Genomic DNA, 18,023 nt, shown 5'->3' on the forward strand with positions numbered 1-18,023 from the left:
CTAAATATGGTAAAAATCAAATACAGGCATTCCTGATTCTCCTCCTTCATGGAAAAGAGCTATTGGGTATTGCATAAGCAAAACAAAGATATGGAGCAAGATAACTATAATCTTCAACGCTTTATAGAAGCACAGGATTTGATATATCCAATAGTTCTCAAAGAGTTACAGGAAGGCAGGAAACGAGGGCATTGGATGTGGTATATCTTTCCGCAACTCAAACAGCTCGGGTATTCTTTTAACTCAAAGTTTTATGGAATATCCGGAATAGAGGAAGCTACTGCATATTTAGGAAATCCAGTTCTCGCCCAACGGTTAAGAGAAGTTTCAGAAACAATACTTCATCTTTCTACCAATGATGCTGTTGAAGTATTCGGAGGCATTGACAGCCGTAAACTCTGTTCCTGCATGACGCTCTTTGACATCGTTTCGCCTGATGAAGTCTTTGCCCGAATTATAGACAAGTATTTCAATGGGCAGCAAGACAAATGTACAATTAAAATAATCAATCATTTGAGTACATGAAACACCTTCTCTTATTTCTCGCTTTATTTGCAATACTCAGTGGCTGTCGCCATGTAAATAAAACAGATTTTTCTCATGAAGAGAAAAATAGTGTGTATTATTGGAAAACAGTATTTGCACCGGATTCGTCCGATTTCGCATTCATGCGCAAGCACGATATTGGACGTATTTATTTGCGTATGTTTGATGTGTCGGTTGATAACGTTGGTACGATTGACGGAAACCGTACTGTGCCAAATGCCACTATGAGGATTCCGGAAAAGACTTATTATATATTAAACGATTCTTTGGGCTTTATAGAATTTGTTCCTGTGGTGTATATTACATTGGATGCAATGAAAGATGCAAAAGGACATGAAGGACAGTTGGCCCAAAATATCGTGACGCGCGTCAAGAATATGTGTTCATATAACGGATTGTCAAATGTGTCCGGCTTACAGTTGGATTGTGATTGGACAACTTCTACTGAACGTTCGTTTTTTGCGTTATGTGATTCTGTCCGACATGAAATCCGCAAGCAGAACCTGACTTGGAATCTTAATTCGACAATCAGACTACATCAACTGGCACAGAAGGTTCCACCGGTTGATTACGGTGTGCTGATGGTTTATAATACCGGAGATTTCAGTGACCCGGATGCGGCAAATTCCATCTTAGACCCAAAAGATATAAAGCCATATCTGAAATATCTGAGCGATTATCCATTGCACCTTGATGTAGCCTATCCCACCTATTCATGGCAGTTGTTGTTTCATAAACGCCAGTTTGTCGGTCTGTTGAATGGGATAAACGTACAGGATTCCACTAAGTTCAAAAACACTAAGAATCATCATACTTACCAATGTCTTGAAGATATTCCTTATAAAGAAATGATAATCCGGAAAGGAGACGAGATTAGAGTAGAAACCTCCAAATATCAGGACATAATAAGCGTAAAGTCCATGATAGAGCAAGAGCTATCCAATAATCCGTACAGTAATATTTTATATCATTTCGATTTACGCAATCTCTCAAAATATACAGACGATGAAATCAAAAAAATACTCTCTACTTCTGAAGTTAAGTAGCATAGTAATAATAGTATTTTCCGTATCATTCCATGCCAATGCTTGCGGTCCGTATCCTCCGATAATACCAACACCCAAGTTCTTCACATCCAATTGGGACGGCTTGCTTACTAAAGACTTTTACAAGCAGGAGAACTTGCGGTTGTGGCAAAAACTTACTTCTGAAAGAATACCATTAAACGACATTGAGCAGGCGGTATATAAAGATAACAGTGATACAGTCAATGATATAATGTTCAGTTATGACGAAAGTGTAAGCACGGATAATTTATTCTATATCTATCTGAAAAATACTCACGATTCGGAATTAGCTGATTTTTTGAGTACAGCCAAAGAGTTGGAAAAACGCAGAAATGAAATCAATTCACCGTGGTACTACCCATCATCCAGAGATTCAAGTGATGTAACAGGTGATTTCCAGGATATAATTGACAAGTGCAAGAGTTACACCGGAACCCGCATCAAGGACCGTTATGCCTTGCAAGTGGTACGGGCACTTTTTGCTTCACGTTGTTACGATAAATGTGTGGCATATTTCAATGAGGCTTTTCAGGAAATTTCTGATGACAACCTGTTCAAGCGTATGGCACAGGGGTATGTAGCCGGATGTTGGTACCGGCTGGGAAATGTTGATATGGCAAATGAATATTTCGCCCAATCTGGTGATTTTTATTCTATCAAAACCGACAATCCTGTTGCGTTCATGGCAGAACGCAATCCAGACAACCCGGAATTATTATCATACATCCAGACTATCTCAAATGATTCTGCCGAGTTTTGTGCAATAAAATCTGTTGCAGAAAATGTGCTAAGCAAGAAGAAAGTAAACAATCGTGGTGACTGGGAGTTTGCTTTGGCATATATGTACGGAGAGTTTTACTCTGACAGTCGCAAAGCCTCACAGTATATCCGTAAGGCTTTGCGGCACACGTTTTCATCAGACGATTTACACGACCATGCCCGTGCCTATCGCATGAAGATAGATGCAGAGAACGATGATAATTCATCACTTTTGTCTGATTTGAAATGGATGGAATCAAAGATTGACATATTTTTGCCAGATGCTGTGGAATGGAACAGAATGATGCAGAACATAGTTTATGCCAGCCTGATTCCGAACTTGTGGAATAATAAGGACTATACTACAGCTATATTACTATGCGGTTATGCAGACAATCTGCTTGCCACCAAGCAACGCCATGATGAAATAGAGACAGATTATACATGCGCTTTTTGGGGAGGAGCTACCCAAACACAGACAATTGAAGAAATGAGAAGAAGTGAACGATTTTGGAATACGCAAGATTACAGTTCTCTTTCTTTTCAGTTGATGGGGTCTCTTTCGTCCAGTCAACTTATAGACGTGAAGCGGGGTATTGCTTCTGAAAATAAATTGTTTACTTATCTGAAAAAGTATATCCGGCACGATTCAGACTATTTCAATGAACTTATAGGGACTCTTGCCCTCCGTGAGGAAAACTATCAAAGGGCTGTCGGATATTTTACCAGTGTTTCTGATGAATATTTGCAAGCCATGAATGTATATAAGGGAGGCTATCTTAATCGGAATCCTTTCTATGCTTATCCGGACAGATGGTCTAAAAGCGGAGAATGGGAATGGGAGGCACAAACTGTCAATAAACCATTGCAAGACTCCCAAAGAATTAAATACAGGTTTGCCAAAAGAATGTTGGAATTGCAAGACCAGATGAAATACGGAAAGACTGCCGACATACGAGGTATGGCACGGTTCAAATATGCCATAGGCCGTCGTAATTCTTTTGAAGAGTGTTGGGCTTTAACCCAATATTGGCGTGGAGAATATATCGGCTTGTTTGAGCCTCGATTGGATTATTGGTCAATTGATTATATAAAAGGTTATGATGACATCCTATACGATTACAAGCATTCTGTCGGGCATAAAAAAACAGAAGAAATCTATCAGGCAGAAATTAAAAAGGCTTTGGAAATGTTCCAATCTGAGGAAGCTAAAGCCGAAGCAGAATATATATTGGGTAATCTTCGCACAATTATAAAGTGTTATGGTAATACCACTACTGCACGATACATCAAGAAGTCTTGCGATAATTGGCATTCCTGGTTATGATGTAAAGGCACTCCGTTCCACGCTTCCCAGCGTAGAACGGGGTTCGGAACATATATCAGAAATCATGCTGTTTTTCTTGCCTCCAGGAAGCGGTGTGCGTTATCATTGACCAATTTGACAATTCGTTCGTGATATTCCGTGTTGGAGTTGCACACTCCACGGCTCTGTATCACCTTACCCTCTTTCAATGAGAACTCCACGGTCTCTATGCGGTTGCCTTGTCGGTCGTGTGCCGAAAGGATAATGCTGTCCGTCTTTGCATAATATTCACACTGGAACACACAATGGTGCATGTGTTCGCCCTCCTCCTTGTAGGCTTCAATGGTGTCAAGCACGGAAATCTCAATGTCGCTGTCGCTGATGACAATCCCGAAGAAACAGGACTTGTCCCTGTAAAACTCGGCTTCATGCTCCTTGGCTCTCTGCATCCGCTCCCTGTTCCTGCGCCTCTCCTCCATGCCGTTTACTTTGGCCAGCCACCTGTCATGCTCGGCTTTGAGGTTTATCGGGCAGATATACCTCGGGCTGCGTGTGTCCTTTCCGCACCGTTCAAGCAGACGGACGGTGTCGCACCACATGCTGTAATCAACAGGCCGGTAATGATGCCGTGATGCAACCTTGTATGACTGCCAGCACCTGTCCAGCTCGAATGTATTGCTGACGAAATAGGCAACCGCCTTGCGGTCTTTGGTTTTCATCATGGTTTCGATGCGGTGGTCTGACAAAAGAGCCTTTGCAAGACGCATGGGGTGGCAGTCGGGAAGCCTGCCTCTCATGCCGTTGCGTCTCAGTCCTGCCGTGACTGAATAACGGGGATAGACATACGTGTTTGAGATAACCCAATGCACATCGGACATTTGCCTTAACTCAATATCGGTCATCCAGTTGAAGCTGTCCTGATAATAGCCTATCGTCCTCGCCCTTGAAGTGACGGCAGTCTTTCCGTCCCCACCAAGCCACAGACGGCACACCTCCCAACAGGTAGTTCTCATTGGCTCGCCTTTCCTGTAACAGACATTCAGCAGGAACACACGCTGCACCTGCAACCCGTCAATGGCTTCAAGAGTGGAAAAATAGCTTGTCTCCCTGCATTTCCGTTTCATCGTGTCAGTAACCTGCAAGCGGTGTCCGCAATGGGGGCAGCGTACAGACTTTCCTTTTCCCTTGTAGTCAAACTTTCCTCCGCAATCGCTGCACGTGCATTTGTGGCCGGAAGTGCGGAAAGCAATATGCGATACCACGTTTTTGACAGCCCACTCCACGGCTTTCGGGCTGATGGCGGACAGCCCCTCGTTGGAGGCTGCCACCGTCTTTTCAAATTTCGTTCTCGGTTTCATGGCTCAAAAATCAAAAAGTGAGAGTTCGGGTTGTTTGGGTTCGGGCTTCTTTGCAGCCTTGGGCTTGGAGTTGCGTTGCTGCAACTTGCGCATTTCCTCGTCCTGGTAGCGTTTGAGCGCAATGGCTCGCTGTTCCGCCTTTTCCTCCTCGGTCAGTTCAATGTGGTGATTGACAACGACCGAGCAGTTTATTGGCTTGCCGATGTCCAGTGTCGGCTCGTCTATCGCATGGACTGCCATGGAATAGATTTCCTCGTCTGCAAAGCCACAACAGCCGGATTTCTGCACTTCGTTGAGTATGAACGTAACCACATCGTCAATGGTGCGTGTCGTGGTCTCGTATTTGGCACGGAAGAGTTCGTCCTCTTTTGCCCTCTTGTCAAGATAGTTCCTGATGATTTCCTTGAAATGTTCCGTTCCTTTCATGATGTTTCCGTTTTAAGTATTAGAAGCGATAGCCGATTACCGCCCCGATATATAGTTTTTCCCCTGCTGCAAGCGTTTCAACCAACCGCATGAGTTCCCTTGACCGTTCAGCCGTTCCGTGTCCGTCACAAAACTCCGTGATGAAAAGGCAGTCCGTGGCGAGCGGATTGAGTATGGCTTTCTGAAGGTGGTAGGCAGTCCCTGCCCATTCCATGATGTTCTTCTCGGTGAGTGCGTCCGTCCGTTTGCGGATAAGGTCAAGATAAGTCTTTCGCCACTCCGTGAAGCCCCCGTTATAGGCCAGCGTCTCGTCCGCATTGAGGGTAAACATGCCCTCGGGCAAAATGCGCCCCGCAAGGTTCTTGATTTCCCTTTTGCGGTCTTCGTTGTCAATCTCGCAGGTGTAGTCCATAAAGACCATGTCGCCCTGTCCCACGTGTTCGATGCCGATATACTCCCTTTTTTCTATTGGTCTGTTGCTGAGTTGAAAAATAGTGCTAAACATAATTTTAATATATTTATGTAATTCTTAATTCTTTTCCCTCTTGTCTGAAGCCTTACGGCTTCTCGCATCCGGGGGATTTTTACGATACTTACCCACACGGAGGGCTTGAAGTGGCAAAAGGCGGACATGGCAAGCGGAAAGCGGACGGAATACCCAATTTGGCACAAATTGCGGAAGGCTGCCGGTCGTTTTCCGTGCGGCCAAGCATAGCGGTGTTTGCCGTCGCCACGGCCCTCCGTTATTTTGTATCGGAAAATCCACGGATGCGCCAAGCCTTGAGGCAGACAGGGATGTACTTGTATTCATTCAGTTAATGACGGCACAAAAAAATCCCGACACCGACGTGCCGGGACTCTGAAAGTGTACATAAAATTAAAGTATGCTTAAACCAATGGGATCTCAAACGACTTGATTACGCAACGGGCCTCCTTGTCAAGAATGAACCAGTATTCGGAGCGGTAGGGTTTTCCTTCCGCCGTTTTCGCCTCGAACTCAATCTTGACTTTCCACCCGTTGAAAGGTTTTAGGGTCTTGCCGTTCTGACCACCGGGAATTGTGAGCGACCGCAGGACGGCCATAGCTTCCATCTGCCGCTCCATCAGCCCGGCCATATCCCTGTTGTCCGGGTTAAAATTCTCCAGCCCATTCGTCTCTTTCATTACTTTTTCGTTGATTTTCATCATCGCCATGGAGAGTGCCATCTTTTCCTCCATGTTCACGTACTCCCTGCCGAAGACGGAATCCGCCTTGCTGATACCGATGACCCTGACGGATTCGGGGTTGTCCACCGAGGCTTTCAGCGCAAGCTCCGCCACCTCCACGGCTCTCTTGCCGGGGTTGTCTGGCCGGAACATGAAATAGAACACGCCGCCCCAGAAGAGGATGCCGGTAATCAGTATCACAATTAATAACGTACCCTGTCTCATACCTTGATGATTTGAAGTTTGTCGGGAGACACTCCGAGCCGCTTACGGTACACGGTGCCGTCCTCCCGGTACATTTCCAGTTCGGATGCCGTAATCTGTTTCTCGCACAGCTCTTTCGCCTCGTCGAGTGTAAGCTGGTGCCCTCCGATGTTCCTCCAGATGGAGAATGAACACGGTGCGGATTCGTTGTTGTAGTTGGAGCAGTTGAACGCCCGGCTTCCGACACGTATCTCTCCGCCGCAGTGCGGGCATTTGCCGATGACCGGCTGCATCGGCACGCTGCCGTCGTCCGCCAGCTCCAGCACGGTCGGGAACGCCTTGCCCTCCTTGGAGGTGAAGCCGTCCAACAGGACATGCCGTTTCTCCAGCAGTTCCGTGATTTCCGCATCGTTCATCTTGCGGTTGCCGATGATGCCGTTGATGTTCAGCACGCAGGACGGCTGTTCCCCGATGTTATGCTCGCAGCGGTAGCCCTTGCAGGTCTTTACCACGTTCCCGCCGCACAGGGGGCAGCGTCCGATGATTCTTTTTTCAGTTTCCATGATTGTTGATGTTACTTTGTTATTTTTTTATCTTTTCAGAAACCCCGGTTCCATTCGGCCACGATGCCGCCGACGATGTTCTTGCCGGACATCACGCTTGCCCAGCTTTCCGGGTCGAGCGAGAACCAGAGGTCGTTCCACGAGAGCGTTCGCACCTGCCATGCCAGTATGAACAGGTCTGTGTTGACGGCCTCCAGCCTCGTCACCACCTCGTTGGCGATGTAGTAGCGTTCGGAGGAACTCAACAGGTTCACCTTGTGCTTCCCGTTCTTGCCGTCCGTGCCGCCCACGTCATAGCTTCCCGATGTCACGAGCTGTTTCATGAACGGGTAGAGTGCAGCCATCTGCGTGGCGGCATCCGCCAGCTCGTCCGACACCAGTGCGGCGATGGCCGTGCCCTTGAGGTTTCCGCCCACCGATTTCAGGAGCAGGTCGCAGTTCCTGGGGATTTCCGTCGTCACCAGTTCCCCTACACGTTTGATCTGGTACAGGTTCTGTACCGCACCCTGGGCATTGGAAAGGTATTCCAGCATTTTGTCCTCCACGTTATGTACCCGGTCAAGAGCCACTGTTACGGCGGTCTCTGCCGCAATGATTTTCTCCTGCCTTTCCTTGCGCTTCTTGTGGATGCTTTTCAGCTCGGCTGTCTGCGCGATGACCGCCCCGGTCAGTGCCGGGTCGGTCTGCTGGGCGAATACCGGCAGATTTCCTGTCATGCAACCGCAAATGACGGCGATTATTTTCAGTTTCATTTTCAATGATTCCATATACCTTACATTTTAAGTCCAGTATTCCGATATTCGGCCAGCTTCCGTTCCCGGTCATCCTTGTTGGGGGAAAGGACTGGTTGTAAAGGCCTGTTCATCAGGCAGTCGTTCCAGTCCTTGAAAGCCTTGGGAGGCAGCCACTGTCCCATGCGGTAGCGGATGCCCAGACGCTCGCCGGCCTGTGCCGTAAGGGAGCGTTCCGTGTCCAGTGTGAAGGATTTTCCTTTCGCCTCTATCCGTATGCCGTCCTCCGCCTTATGGATTTTCATCGGGATATTTTCCAGAAGGGCCATCATGCGAAGCCCGTAGATGCGCCCGGCAAGGTCGTTGTCGAAACAGTCGAAGGCACGGGCATGGGGAAAACGCTCCATGACACCGGTTATCTGCCTGTCCGAGAACGTGCCGCCGAGCGACACCAGTGCCACTTCCGCATTTATCCGTGCCCGGTTCACCTGGTAGAATGCCATCGCATCGAAAGCGGACTCACAGAAGAACACGCTCCGGACCGCCTCACGGTTGCCGCCCGTCAGGTCGGCCACCCATGCCGAGGAGGAGGAATCGGTGCCGGCCGCCTTGGACTTGTAGCCGCTGTGCCCCCGTATCTCGTAGCCCCTGACTTCATCATTTCGTGCGTCCGTGTAGGGGAAACCGATGTTGTAGCCGTCGAACTTGCCGTTCCGGCGGTCACGTATGAGGCAGACGAACGGAGAAAGTTCCCTGACCGTCTCGGCGGAAATGCCCCTGAGGGCGAACAGTCCCGGTGTCTTCTCCGTATCGACAGGCTTCACCTCATACCGTGAACTGTCAAATACGGCAGTGTGCATGGCGGATTTCACATACTCGCGGTCTTCCCGGTATTCGGGTTCGGGCATGTTGGCAAAGCGTGCCATGACCTTGGCGATTTTCTGCCACTCGTCCTTGCCCGACACCGTGAAGGAGGAAAGGTTCTCCCGTATGAGCGTGACCACATCGCCTTTCGAGCCGTTCCTGCGGAAGAACGTCTGCGCCGCCTTGTCGTTCGGGTGGCTGACGATGATGGTGTCACGCCTGTCCCTGCCTTCGCCCAGCACCAGCTCGATGTACCTTCCCACACCGGCCTTGCGGTCCAGACGGTAGCCCAGGGCATAGGCGATGTCGTCAATGCCCACACGGGATTTCAGTTCCTTGAAGTTTACCTTGTAGTCCGTCATAAGCCCGTCCGTATTACGGTGATATTCATATTCTTGTTAAATGCTGATTCCCGTACCGGCTTTCTGCGTGCGCTGCATGACCGCCAGTTCCGGCCCGTAGGTCTTGCGTGCCGTCATGTTCAGGAACGCCGCCTTGTCCTTCATGTCGGTGAGCTGGAAGAAGGTTTTTGCGGTGTCTTTCGACACTTTCTTCAGTCCCAGTTCCACCCCGTCGTAGGAGGCGCGGATGGCATAGTCACCGGAGCGTGTCTTGACGATGGCCGCATTCTTGAAAGGCACCTCCTCACCGGCATCCAACGGGGCCAGTGGGTCGTTCTTGGCCAGGTACGGCTGCTCGCCGAGTGCCAGCCGCTGCTTGTCCACGTGGTCGAGAATCAGGTCCGACGCCTTGTTCACGTCCGCCATGACGGAGACGATGAATTTCGGTTCCTGTTTCAGCGTGCCTATCCACGAGTCCAGGTAGGCGGCGGAGTTGTCGGTCACTTTGGAGTCAAAGCCCATGGAGTGGCTGATCATGGCAGCCGTGAGTTCGGCCACCAGCTCCTCNCGTGAGTTCGGCCACCAGCTCCTCCTTGGCGTACTTCGGGTCGCCGAAGCGTCCGCCCGTTTCACGGTTGAGCCGTTCGGGTGTCATGGTGGAGTGCGTCATCTCGTGCAGCATGGTGGAATAATACTCCATGCCGCCCCGGTAAGTCTCCTCCGGCGAGCTGCCGATGTTGAACTGCGCCTTCATGGGCACCACGATACGGTCCTGCGAGGGAGAGTAGAAAGCCCCGTCCACACGTTTGTCCGCCTGTATCGGGCAGAGCCACTGCTGCGTCTGCACCATGCGGTCGAGGGCGGCATGGGCGTACATTCCCTCCGTGTCCCGGAGTTCGGGCACCTTGAACCTGTCAAGGAGTTTCTGCATCCTTTCCGGCTGCATCTCGGCCAGGTTGGTCTGCGCCACGTTATAGACAGGGAAGGACTTGACGAACGGGATGGCCTCCAGCCCCTGCCGTTCCTCCTTCGTCATGGCACGGTACTCGTCGGAGCTGACGCGCCTGCCGTCCCTGTCCTTTACCAGCATGTCCCAGTACACCACGGGGAAGGCTTTCTCGCCTTTCAGGACATGGGCTTTCAGGTTATGGGCCTGCTTGAAGGTCAGATAGACCGGGAGCTGATACCCCATGGCGGCCGTGTGCAATTGCAGGAAGAAAGAGTTGGAGCCGGAATAGTTGCGTCCTCCCACGTTCTGCGGCAGCCCGGCATAGCCCGACTCGCCGCCTATCCAGCCTTTCTTCCAGCCGGTTTCCTTCATCTGCCGCATACGCTCGATCATCATTGCCGTAAACCGTTCCAGAGCTGCCTGGCCGGAACCGCCCGATGACGACAGTGAGTTAGTTCCATATGCCATAGTCCTCGTCGTCCGTTAGCTGGCGGTCCATCCCCTCGGTGTCCGTCTGTTCGACATAAAACTCCGCCGACTCGTCCGACGGGTCCGTACCGTGGGCACGGCACCAGTCGAGGTAGTCCTGCGCGTTCTCTCCCTCCATGACAAAGCGGAGGAAACCTATCTTGCCTTCCTGGAGGAGTTCCACCAGCTCCTCGTGTCTCATTGCTTTTGACATAATCGTTTACTGTTTTTAATGTGATATGAATTATTAATTACTCTTTCTCATTCAGTTACATTTTCATGGAAGCTGATTTTTCCACCCTGGCGGTGTTGCCCGCCAGCATATCGGTGATTTCCGTGTTCAGGTACTTGGCCGCTATCTGCTCCCGTGTGGCGGTCTTGGTCTTGAAGAGCGAATAGCCGTCGTCGAAGGAGATTTCATGCCGGGAGGTCTTGCCCCTGTCGCCCATGTCCACCGACACTTTCCACTTGTTGTCGGCATGGTCCTTGGCCACACGGACACCCTTGGGGTCGATGCCTTCGGGAAGCCGGTATTTCTCGTAGGCGGATTTCAGGTGCAGCCGTTCGCCGAAGTTCCTCTCCAACAGCTGCTCTGGTGTCATCACCCGGTCGAAGTAGGCGTTCAAATCCTGACGGGAGGCGACGGCCGACATCTTGGTATCGCCGACCTGCGCGTAAAACTTGTACTTGCCGTAATCGGGACGCTGCTCGTCCTTCTCCTTGTACACGTTGAACTTCTCCACCGTGACGCTGCCCTCCGGCCCGTCAATCGACTTAGGCATCCGGAAAGCCTCTTCGGGCACTTTGGGCATGAGCTTGGTCGGGTAGTAGCGTTCCATCAGCTGGGGTACGGTCATCTCCTTCTTCTGGTAGGCGGCAAGGTCAGCCGCATCCATTTTCTGCGGTTTCAGCTGCTGCCCGTCAATCTTGGCTGTAAAATACCAGTCTTCCGGGTTGTCCTTGCTCTGGTAGGCATGGCCGTGCGTCACTTTTTCACCGTTGGCCGTCACCATCTGCGGTTCACGGGGTTTGCGCTCCTTCCCGGCTTCGACTTTCGTCTCGGCCTTCTTCTCGTCGGCAGGTTTCTCCACGGCAGCGTTTCCCACTGTCTTGGCAGGCTCTTCCTGCGTAGCCTTCTCTTTCTTTTTCTTTGCCATAGCTTCATTGTTTGGAGTTATTTCTTCTTGCGTTTTCGCTTTCTTCATCAGCTTCGGGTCTTCAATCGCATCACAGATGGCGACCCTTTGCCCCGAACGGATCAGTTTGGGCAGATACGTGTCCAGGGCATGATGGGGAAACCCGGCCAGCTTGACAGGCTCTTTCTCGCCGGGAATGATTTTCTCCGAAATCTTCAAGGCAAGCAGTACGGAAGCCTTGACGGCATCCTCCCTGTACAGCTCATAGAAGTCCCCGTTGCGGAAAAGCAGCATCGCGTCCGGGTGCTTCTTCTTCAATGCGTCAAACTTTCCGAGAAGGGTGGTATCCTTGTCTGTATTCTCTTTCTTGGCCATGGGAAACTGGTTTTAGATTTTGAGACCCTTGGATTCTTTCGGGGAGGAATGGAACTTCAACGCCCGCTCCTGTGACTGACGGTCAACCACCTTCAGGTATTCCCAGCGGTTTTTGTCCGTCATCACCAGTCCGAGGTATTCGGGATGCCGTTCGTCATAGCGGAGTTTCTGCTGCCGTTCCCATTCTTTCAAGTCGCCCTGTATCACCTTGAACCCCTGCGGTTCTTTAAGGTCCACGCCGACGGAGACCTTTTCACCGCCCACGTTCAGCTCCACGGGCTTTCCCTCACGTACCTGCTGCTTCTGCTGTGTCCCCAGTTCGATGTCATTCACCTTCTCCATGTCCTTCAGCTTCTGTTCAATCTGAACATCAGTTACCCGTCGGTGTATGACGGACTTCGTTTCGGGATCAAGCTGGAGATACTGCCGTGTCTTCTCGCCGTTGATTTCCACGGCTTTTTGGATGACTTCACCACTATTGAGCCTTGCGGCTTCCTGTTCCGTCAGTCGGAGGATGCCGCTACGTTCCGCTTCGAGAGCGGCACGGACAGGATAGGCCATGAGTACGGGATTGCCGTTCTTGTCAGCGGTCATCTGCAGTTTGAGCGGTAACGTGATCACGTCACCGTTTCGGGCACTTATCGACACCTGCATGAGCGGTGTGACCTCGCCGGAAACAAGCCTGTCCTTCACTTCCTGCGGCAGAAGGTCGGCCTTTTCCCGGTCGATGCCCAGTGCTGCCAGTCTCTCGTATGGCAGCGGTTCGGGTTGATTTCTGTTGTGCATTTCCATTTTATGGTTGTTAAGCTGTTAATTTTGCGGCCGTGGCCGTCTGATTGCCACAAATTTATCCGCATCAAATCCCTGAAACAGAAATGCGCAACACTATTCTTATAGTATTCATGCTGACGCTCATGCCGGTAGCGGCATCCGCCCAGTTCTATACGATTACAAAAGAGTCGAAAATCATGCCTCCTTTTGTAAGAGATACCATTGAATATGTTGATAATAAATGGAATACGGAGGCTGGTTCAATAAATTCATTGGCTAAAGATACATTGAACCTTACAGTTGTCGGTCAGGAAAACAGTAACAGGAAAAGCCGAAACAGTGACAAAAGCACGTCCCAAAAGTTAAGCGAGATAAAGCCGGATAAAAAGCTTCCCGAACTTACTATCCCTAATCTCTATGAGGAAATTCTCCGTAACGGTATTCGTCATCCGAAAATCGTGCTGGCGCAGGCCATCCTCGAAACGGGCTGGTTCCGCTCTGCCGTATGCCGGAACAAGCACAACCTCTTCGGGCTGACCAATCCCCGTACAGGGAAATACTATGAGTTCGGGCATTGGACGGAGAGTGTCCGGGCTTATTACACGAAAGTGCAATACAGATATAAGGGTGGCAATTATTTGCTATGGCTTGATGAAATTGGATATGCGGAAGACCCCGGGTATATTCGCTCCGTTATTCGTGTACTGAAACAACTTTAGGTAGGAAAAGAACAAATCAAAAATGCAAAAAGCGAAGCTTATGTAGGACAAGATAACTTTTTTGTACAGACAAGAAACATGAAATCAACAGATTATCGTGTGGAAATCGTGTGGAAATCTATTAAATGTTTTGCAAATCAAAATTGTTTTATTACCTTTGCGGCATTAGAACCTGCCAAGCCTCTTTACAATGCTCAAATCGGCGGGTCGTTTTTTTATTATACCTATATGAAAACAAGTTTTGCCAAACCATATTCTTCCCCGGCAGAGATTGCTCAAATTCTAAAATCCCGTGGTATGCTCATGGACGATGATCAGAAAGTGGAAAATTATTTGATGAATATTGGTTATCATAGGCTTACTGCATATATTTTCCCCTTTTATCGGATTCCAAAGAGTGATAGGGTCTTGAAGGAAGGCATATCTTTCCGGCAGATACTGACCTTGTACCGATTTGACAAGAAACTGCGTATTCTGCTTTTCAATGAAATTGAAAAGATAGAGGTTGCTATACGAAGTGTATTGGCCAATATAGGATGTCAGGAATTAGGTGATAAGTATTGGATTACCAAATCCGAATACTTCGCTAACCCTGACAAGTTCAACCAGACTTTGGCAATCATAGAAAAGGAGTTGGTATCGAGTAAGGAAGATTACATAGAGGACTTTCGGCAGAATTACATTGAAGACTATCCTCCGGCATGGATGATAACTGAAGTGCTTTCATTCGGCAACCTTAACTATATTTACTCAAATATAGCGAGTAACAAACTGATGAAGCGTATTGCCGGTTATTTTGGGTTGAAACCACAGGTATTTACTTCTTGGCTGACGGTGCTTGCCAATCTTCGTAATATGTGCTGTCACCACGCAAGGGTATGGAATCGTGATTTCATGTTGAATCCTGCCGAGCCACGTAAGACCACATACGCATGGATTGACGCCTCAAATGTGGATAAGAAAAGGATTTACTATCGCTTGTGTATAATCCGGTATTTTCTTGCTTCGGCTTCTCCAAATAACAACTTCAATGAAAAACTATCAGTCTTGTTGAACGAATTTCCCTCAATAGATATTGCTGCAATGGGATTCAGCCCAAATTGGAGAAGTGAAGATTTGTGGAAATAATCGGTATTTATGAAACAACATGAATTTTATCTTGAAAAATATCTATATGTCAGTTTGTTATAAATTTAGGTATTTTACAATGATGACAAGTATAAACAGATGCGCTGGGTAAAAAGCATAGAATCCATACTTGGCCACATTGCCTTGTATAAATCCCCTTCTGCCATTATAAAACAGAATAACGGTGCAGGCGAGCATTGCGCCAATCACTCCATAGTGCATCATCAAGGGAAAAGTAAAAAGCAATTGAGCCATTCTGCATAAGTGGGAAGGGAAAGTGTTCCCGCACTTTTGAAACAGATAGAAGATTACAATCATCAGAATACCTCTCCACTCATAATCCACACCTGACCATGTGGCCAACCATGCTGTCAGAAGGATTGTGCAGTAGCAAATGACTTTATGCCCGTCCAGCCTTTCAAAAGCCGCCAGTACCGCCACACCCAAAGCCAGCGTAAACATCACGTTGTGCGTTCCGTCACTCCCGTTCAGCAGATGCCACGGCAGTTCGCTAACAGCAGCGAACCCCAGCAGTGTCAGGAAATACCGCATCCTGTTCCGGGTATGAGTGAACCCTTCCGCTATTAGGAAAGCGAACACCGGGAAAGCGATACGCCCCACGCAACGCATCACCCCGTATAGGAAAGTATCATCTTTCAAAAAATAGAGGGCAATGTGGTCTGTCACCATGGAAACCATGGCGATGACTTTCAATGCGCTGCCGCTCCATCCCGGTAAGCAGAATTTTGTATCCATAATCGTATAGTCATTCAACTCATGCCCAACAGTTCCTTTACCATGTCCTCGACCTCCTGGTTCACCCGCTTGAAGTTGCGGTTGAGCATGATTTCCCTCTCCCGGTCATTCCGGAACTCGTAGATTTTGGGAAGCGGCACGTAGTGATCCTCCTCCCGTTTGATTTTCTTCATGTCGAAGTGCGTCTTGCAGAAGTACTTGGTGGTCTTGAACTCCTCGGACCGTTCGATGTCGAATCGCTCCAGCATACTGTCGTCCGTTGCGGTAAAGTCACGCGCCGCCTGCCCGGCCAGCCAGCCGGTGGCCATGTCCGCAATCTTCGCCGCCGGAACGAGGTAGTCCATCTTCTCGGAAATGGTGGTCGACACCTTGCTGTCGTTGATGGAAATGGAGCGTGAGGTCTGCTTGGCCTTGCCGAACACGTCGTTCTGCGCCCATTCCAGCGTCTCCTTGTTGCGTGCCGCCCCCATGAAGATGTTGCCGCAGGTGGTGATAATCTTCTGCATCCCCACCTTGCCGTAGTCCGCCTCCAGCTGTGGCAGTTCCTGAAAGCCCAGCGTCACGGCCACCTTGTTGGAGCGTGCCGTGCCGATAAGCCGGTCTATCTTGTGGAAGTACAGGGTCGGCAGCTCGTCCACGATGATGCTCACCGGGATGTTCCCCTTGGAGTTCACACGGGTAATCAGTCGGTTCAGCACCAGTGCGTTCAGCGAGCCGATGACCTGTTCCTTCTCCGGGTCGTTGGCGATGACCAGATAGCTCGGATGTTCCCTGTCGGAAATCTTCAGGTCAAAGTCGTCCCCGGTGAACACCCAGTAGGCTTCCGGTGATACCAGCCGGGCGGCATTGACACGGAGCGTGCCCACCATGCCTTCCAGCTGGTCGTTGGCCTTGTTCTCGTAGGCACTCTTGAACGGAGCCATCAGCGAGGCAATCCTCTCGTCCTGCATCAGGATGTTGAACACCTGGTCGTATGGCCTCCCGAGGAAGGACAGCACGTGCGGCATATCGGAATACTCCCCGGTCACGGTGTCCGGCTCCACCTCGTTTCCCTTGTCGTCCTCGTACCAGCAGCGGCTTATCCTTATCTCCTTGCCGGTTCTGTCCTTGTAGGAAAAGCCCTCCAACTCCACGAACATGCGGTCTTCATCGGTCGAGACGTCGTTGCCTTTCTCGTCCACGAAGTCCAGCACCACGCTGCCCTTGCCGTCAAGGGCGTTGAAGTCGTCCCAGTTGCGGATGACCACCTCGTATTTCCTGCCCATGTGTTCCTTTCCCTCCAGTGAGATGAATCTTTTCAGCTTCTTTCCGTCCTTGAACCCTACCGGGTGGAAGTTCACGAAGAAATAGATGATGGCCGCCAGAAAGTTCTCCGCCGAGTTGGTGAAGAAGGCCTCCGAACCGCCTTTCTTCTCGCCGCCGCCCTTGTTCAGGGAGGCGAGCAGCGTAGCCGCCGTCTCCGATGCCGCCGCCAGGTCGGGAATATACTTCCGTTGTATCGGGTTGATGCGGTTGGAATACTCCACATCGGTAAAGTTCACTATCCTGAATCCGCAATTATCAGGAAGTTTTCCGGCTTTCCTGTTCTTGCAGTACTGGTAAAAAAGCGTCTTGGCAAGTGTCGGAAACTTAAAGTCATATACCATGAGGGCGAAACCCTTGGCCGAGTGCTGCCTTATGAACGGGTCGATGATGCCGAACGACTTACCCGAACCGGGCGTACCCAGCACGATAGTCCCACGGAACGGGTTGATGATGTTGATCCAGCCCCTGTGCATCTTCTGTTTCCAGTAATATATCATGGGAATGTTCACCGAGTAGTCGTTGTTTACCAGCACTTCCGACTGTTGGAAGGATTCGTTCTCGAAGTTGAAACGGTCTTCGCCCACCTTGTAGTTGTAATACCTGGCGATGCCGTCCAGCCCCTGATGCACCAGCATGGTGCCTGCCACCGAGCAGAGGGCATAGAGGATACGGCCTGCCGGGAAACCCATCCAGCTGACGCCGAAGTCCATCCCGTGAAAGACAAAACACAGCCCGACAAGGGTCAGTCCCGCCAGTACCGGGTAGATGACCATCGTCCTGACGTTGAACTTCAACGCCTTCTTCGCCTTCGTACCTATACACACCACACAGATGCAGACCAGTTCCGTCACCTTGCAGCCCGCCACCGAGTTGAACACCTTGAAACGTCCCAGTATGTCAAGAATGAACTGCGTGACGCGGTTGTCCGCCGTTACCGGCAGGTTCATCACGATCTCGATGATGAGAAAGATGTAGATACAGCTACGGAAATAACTGTACATCTGCTGCTGTTCCCTCGTTTCCTCAAATGCCATAAGCTATAAAT

General features: G+C 49.9%; 17 protein-coding genes and 1 pseudogene. 5 read left to right on the forward strand and 13 right to left on the reverse strand.

Translation table 11 applies throughout. The features are described from left to right. Positions 1–48 precede the first annotated feature (48 nt). The 3 genes from QVP67_RS10595 to QVP67_RS10605 are packed head-to-tail and all read left to right on the forward strand — an operon-like array spanning position 49 to position 3,699. On the forward strand, positions 49–525 hold the full coding sequence (locus QVP67_RS10595; protein WP_234983983.1) for a DUF1810 domain-containing protein: 477 nt from the start codon (positions 49–51) through the stop codon (positions 523–525). Then, entirely contained in the window at positions 522–1,592 is a 1,071-nt protein-coding gene (locus QVP67_RS10600; protein ID WP_022163540.1) for a hypothetical protein, read from the forward strand. Before QVP67_RS10595 ends, QVP67_RS10600 begins: the two co-directional genes overlap by 4 nt. Then, entirely contained in the window at positions 1,552–3,699 is a 2,148-nt protein-coding gene (locus QVP67_RS10605; protein ID WP_022163541.1) for a hypothetical protein, read from the forward strand. Before QVP67_RS10600 ends, QVP67_RS10605 begins: the two co-directional genes overlap by 41 nt. Positions 3,700–3,761: 62 nt before the next feature. Here the strand turns inward: QVP67_RS10605 and QVP67_RS10610 are convergent, their stop codons facing one another. From QVP67_RS10610 to QVP67_RS10660, 11 genes and pseudogenes are all read right to left on the reverse strand, one after another. Continuing rightward, positions 3,762–5,036 (reverse strand): PcfJ domain-containing protein, encoded by a 1,275-nt coding sequence (locus tag QVP67_RS10610; RefSeq protein WP_022163542.1) that lies wholly within the window; start codon positions 5,034–5,036, stop codon positions 3,762–3,764. Between the two features lie 3 nt (positions 5,037–5,039). Then, positions 5,040–5,462, reverse strand: a complete 423-nt coding sequence (locus QVP67_RS10615) for a PcfK-like family protein (protein WP_022163543.1) — start codon at positions 5,460–5,462, stop codon at positions 5,040–5,042. 19 nt (positions 5,463–5,481) lie between these two features. After that, on the reverse strand, positions 5,482–5,967 hold the full coding sequence (locus tag QVP67_RS10620; RefSeq protein ID WP_022163544.1) for a hypothetical protein: 486 nt from the start codon (positions 5,965–5,967) through the stop codon (positions 5,482–5,484). Positions 5,968–6,350: 383 nt separating this feature from the next. Further along, positions 6,351–6,893 carry a hypothetical protein gene (locus QVP67_RS10625; protein ID WP_022163545.1) on the reverse strand — a complete coding sequence of 181 codons (543 nt, stop codon included), beginning with the start codon at positions 6,891–6,893 and terminating at the stop codon, positions 6,351–6,353. Next, positions 6,890–7,435, reverse strand: a complete 546-nt coding sequence (locus tag QVP67_RS10630) for a topoisomerase C-terminal repeat-containing protein (protein WP_022163546.1) — start codon at positions 7,433–7,435, stop codon at positions 6,890–6,892. The genes QVP67_RS10625 and QVP67_RS10630 overlap by 4 nt, the downstream gene beginning before the upstream one ends. A 35-nt stretch (positions 7,436–7,470) precedes the next feature. Next, positions 7,471–8,187, reverse strand: coding sequence for a hypothetical protein (locus tag QVP67_RS10635; RefSeq protein ID WP_390891790.1), 717 nt, complete (start codon positions 8,185–8,187; stop codon positions 7,471–7,473). A 20-nt stretch (positions 8,188–8,207) separates the two neighbouring features. Then, positions 8,208–9,392 (reverse strand): DUF3991 and TOPRIM domain-containing protein, encoded by a 1,185-nt coding sequence (locus QVP67_RS10640; protein ID WP_022163548.1) that lies wholly within the window; start codon positions 9,390–9,392, stop codon positions 8,208–8,210. Positions 9,393–9,428: 36 nt separating this feature from the next. Then, positions 9,429–10,788, reverse strand: a pseudogene (locus tag QVP67_RS10645) (ArdC family protein). Next, positions 10,772–11,002 carry a hypothetical protein gene (locus QVP67_RS10650; RefSeq protein ID WP_022163551.1) on the reverse strand — a complete coding sequence of 77 codons (231 nt, stop codon included), beginning with the start codon at positions 11,000–11,002 and terminating at the stop codon, positions 10,772–10,774. Before QVP67_RS10650 ends, QVP67_RS10645 begins: the two are co-directional and overlap by 17 nt. Before the next feature lie 55 nt (positions 11,003–11,057). Then, positions 11,058–12,299 (reverse strand): hypothetical protein, encoded by a 1,242-nt coding sequence (locus QVP67_RS10655; RefSeq protein WP_022163552.1) that lies wholly within the window; start codon positions 12,297–12,299, stop codon positions 11,058–11,060. 12 nt (positions 12,300–12,311) lie between these two features. Further along, complete coding sequence (locus QVP67_RS10660) at positions 12,312–13,091, reverse strand: DUF3945 domain-containing protein (RefSeq protein WP_200806319.1); 780 nt, start codon at positions 13,089–13,091, stop codon at positions 12,312–12,314. An 83-nt stretch (positions 13,092–13,174) separates the two neighbouring features. Here QVP67_RS10660 and QVP67_RS10665 point away from each other — a divergent pair, with 83 nt between their 5' ends. Both QVP67_RS10665 and QVP67_RS10670 read left to right on the forward strand, forming a co-directional pair. Then, on the forward strand, positions 13,175–13,789 hold the full coding sequence (locus QVP67_RS10665) for a glucosaminidase domain-containing protein (RefSeq protein ID WP_022163554.1): 615 nt from the start codon (positions 13,175–13,177) through the stop codon (positions 13,787–13,789). A 78-nt stretch (positions 13,790–13,867) separates the two neighbouring features. Beyond that, positions 13,868–14,917 carry an Abi family protein gene (locus QVP67_RS10670; protein ID WP_022163555.1) on the forward strand — a complete coding sequence of 350 codons (1,050 nt, stop codon included), beginning with the start codon at positions 13,868–13,870 and terminating at the stop codon, positions 14,915–14,917. Between the two features lie 57 nt (positions 14,918–14,974). Here the strand turns inward: QVP67_RS10670 and QVP67_RS10675 are convergent, their stop codons facing one another. After that, complete coding sequence (locus QVP67_RS10675) at positions 14,975–15,673, reverse strand: conjugal transfer protein TraX (protein WP_258973830.1); 699 nt, start codon at positions 15,671–15,673, stop codon at positions 14,975–14,977. A gap of 14 nt (positions 15,674–15,687) precedes the next feature. After that, positions 15,688–18,012: a type IV secretory system conjugative DNA transfer family protein gene (locus QVP67_RS10680; RefSeq protein ID WP_022163557.1), complete on the reverse strand. Its 2,325-nt coding sequence runs from the start codon at positions 18,010–18,012 to the stop codon at positions 15,688–15,690. Positions 18,013–18,023 lie beyond the last annotated feature (11 nt).

It is taken from the genome of Bacteroides sp. CAG:633 (assembly GCF_000435115.1).
GTDB lineage: Bacteria > Bacteroidota > Bacteroidia > Bacteroidales > Bacteroidaceae > Bacteroides > Bacteroides ndongoniae.

What these genes read in the sequence shown, in the direction of transcription:
- QVP67_RS10605 (WP_022163541.1), top strand. Translation starts at nt 1,552, where the DNA reads ATGAAATCAAAAAAATACTCTCTACTTCTGAAGTTAAGTAGCATAGTA.
- QVP67_RS10665 (WP_022163554.1), top strand. Translation starts at nt 13,175, where the DNA reads ATGCGCAACACTATTCTTATAGTATTCATGCTGACGCTCATGCCGGTA.
- QVP67_RS10640 (WP_022163548.1), bottom strand. Translation starts at nt 9,392, where the DNA reads ATGACGGACTACAAGGTAAACTTCAAGGAACTGAAATCCCGTGTGGGC.
- QVP67_RS10660 (WP_200806319.1), bottom strand. Translation starts at nt 13,091, where the DNA reads ATGGAAATGCACAACAGAAATCAACCCGAACCGCTGCCATACGAGAGA.
- QVP67_RS10655 (WP_022163552.1), bottom strand. Translation starts at nt 12,299, where the DNA reads ATGGCCAAGAAAGAGAATACAGACAAGGATACCACCCTTCTCGGAAAG.
- QVP67_RS10630 (WP_022163546.1), bottom strand. Translation starts at nt 7,435, where the DNA reads ATGGAAACTGAAAAAAGAATCATCGGACGCTGCCCCCTGTGCGGCGGG.
- QVP67_RS10650 (WP_022163551.1), bottom strand. Translation starts at nt 11,002, where the DNA reads ATGTCAAAAGCAATGAGACACGAGGAGCTGGTGGAACTCCTCCAGGAA.
- QVP67_RS10670 (WP_022163555.1), top strand. Translation starts at nt 13,868, where the DNA reads ATGAAATCAACAGATTATCGTGTGGAAATCGTGTGGAAATCTATTAAA.
- QVP67_RS10615 (WP_022163543.1), bottom strand. Translation starts at nt 5,462, where the DNA reads ATGAAAGGAACGGAACATTTCAAGGAAATCATCAGGAACTATCTTGAC.
- QVP67_RS10625 (WP_022163545.1), bottom strand. Translation starts at nt 6,893, where the DNA reads ATGAGACAGGGTACGTTATTAATTGTGATACTGATTACCGGCATCCTC.
- QVP67_RS10680 (WP_022163557.1), bottom strand. Translation starts at nt 18,012, where the DNA reads ATGGCATTTGAGGAAACGAGGGAACAGCAGCAGATGTACAGTTATTTC.
- QVP67_RS10600 (WP_022163540.1), top strand. Translation starts at nt 522, where the DNA reads ATGAAACACCTTCTCTTATTTCTCGCTTTATTTGCAATACTCAGTGGC.
- QVP67_RS10620 (WP_022163544.1), bottom strand. Translation starts at nt 5,967, where the DNA reads ATGTTTAGCACTATTTTTCAACTCAGCAACAGACCAATAGAAAAAAGG.
- QVP67_RS10675 (WP_258973830.1), bottom strand. Translation starts at nt 15,673, where the DNA reads ATGGATACAAAATTCTGCTTACCGGGATGGAGCGGCAGCGCATTGAAA.
- QVP67_RS10595 (WP_234983983.1), top strand. Translation starts at nt 49, where the DNA reads ATGGAAAAGAGCTATTGGGTATTGCATAAGCAAAACAAAGATATGGAG.
- QVP67_RS10610 (WP_022163542.1), bottom strand. Translation starts at nt 5,036, where the DNA reads ATGAAACCGAGAACGAAATTTGAAAAGACGGTGGCAGCCTCCAACGAG.
- QVP67_RS10635 (WP_390891790.1), bottom strand. Translation starts at nt 8,187, where the DNA reads ATGAAACTGAAAATAATCGCCGTCATTTGCGGTTGCATGACAGGAAAT.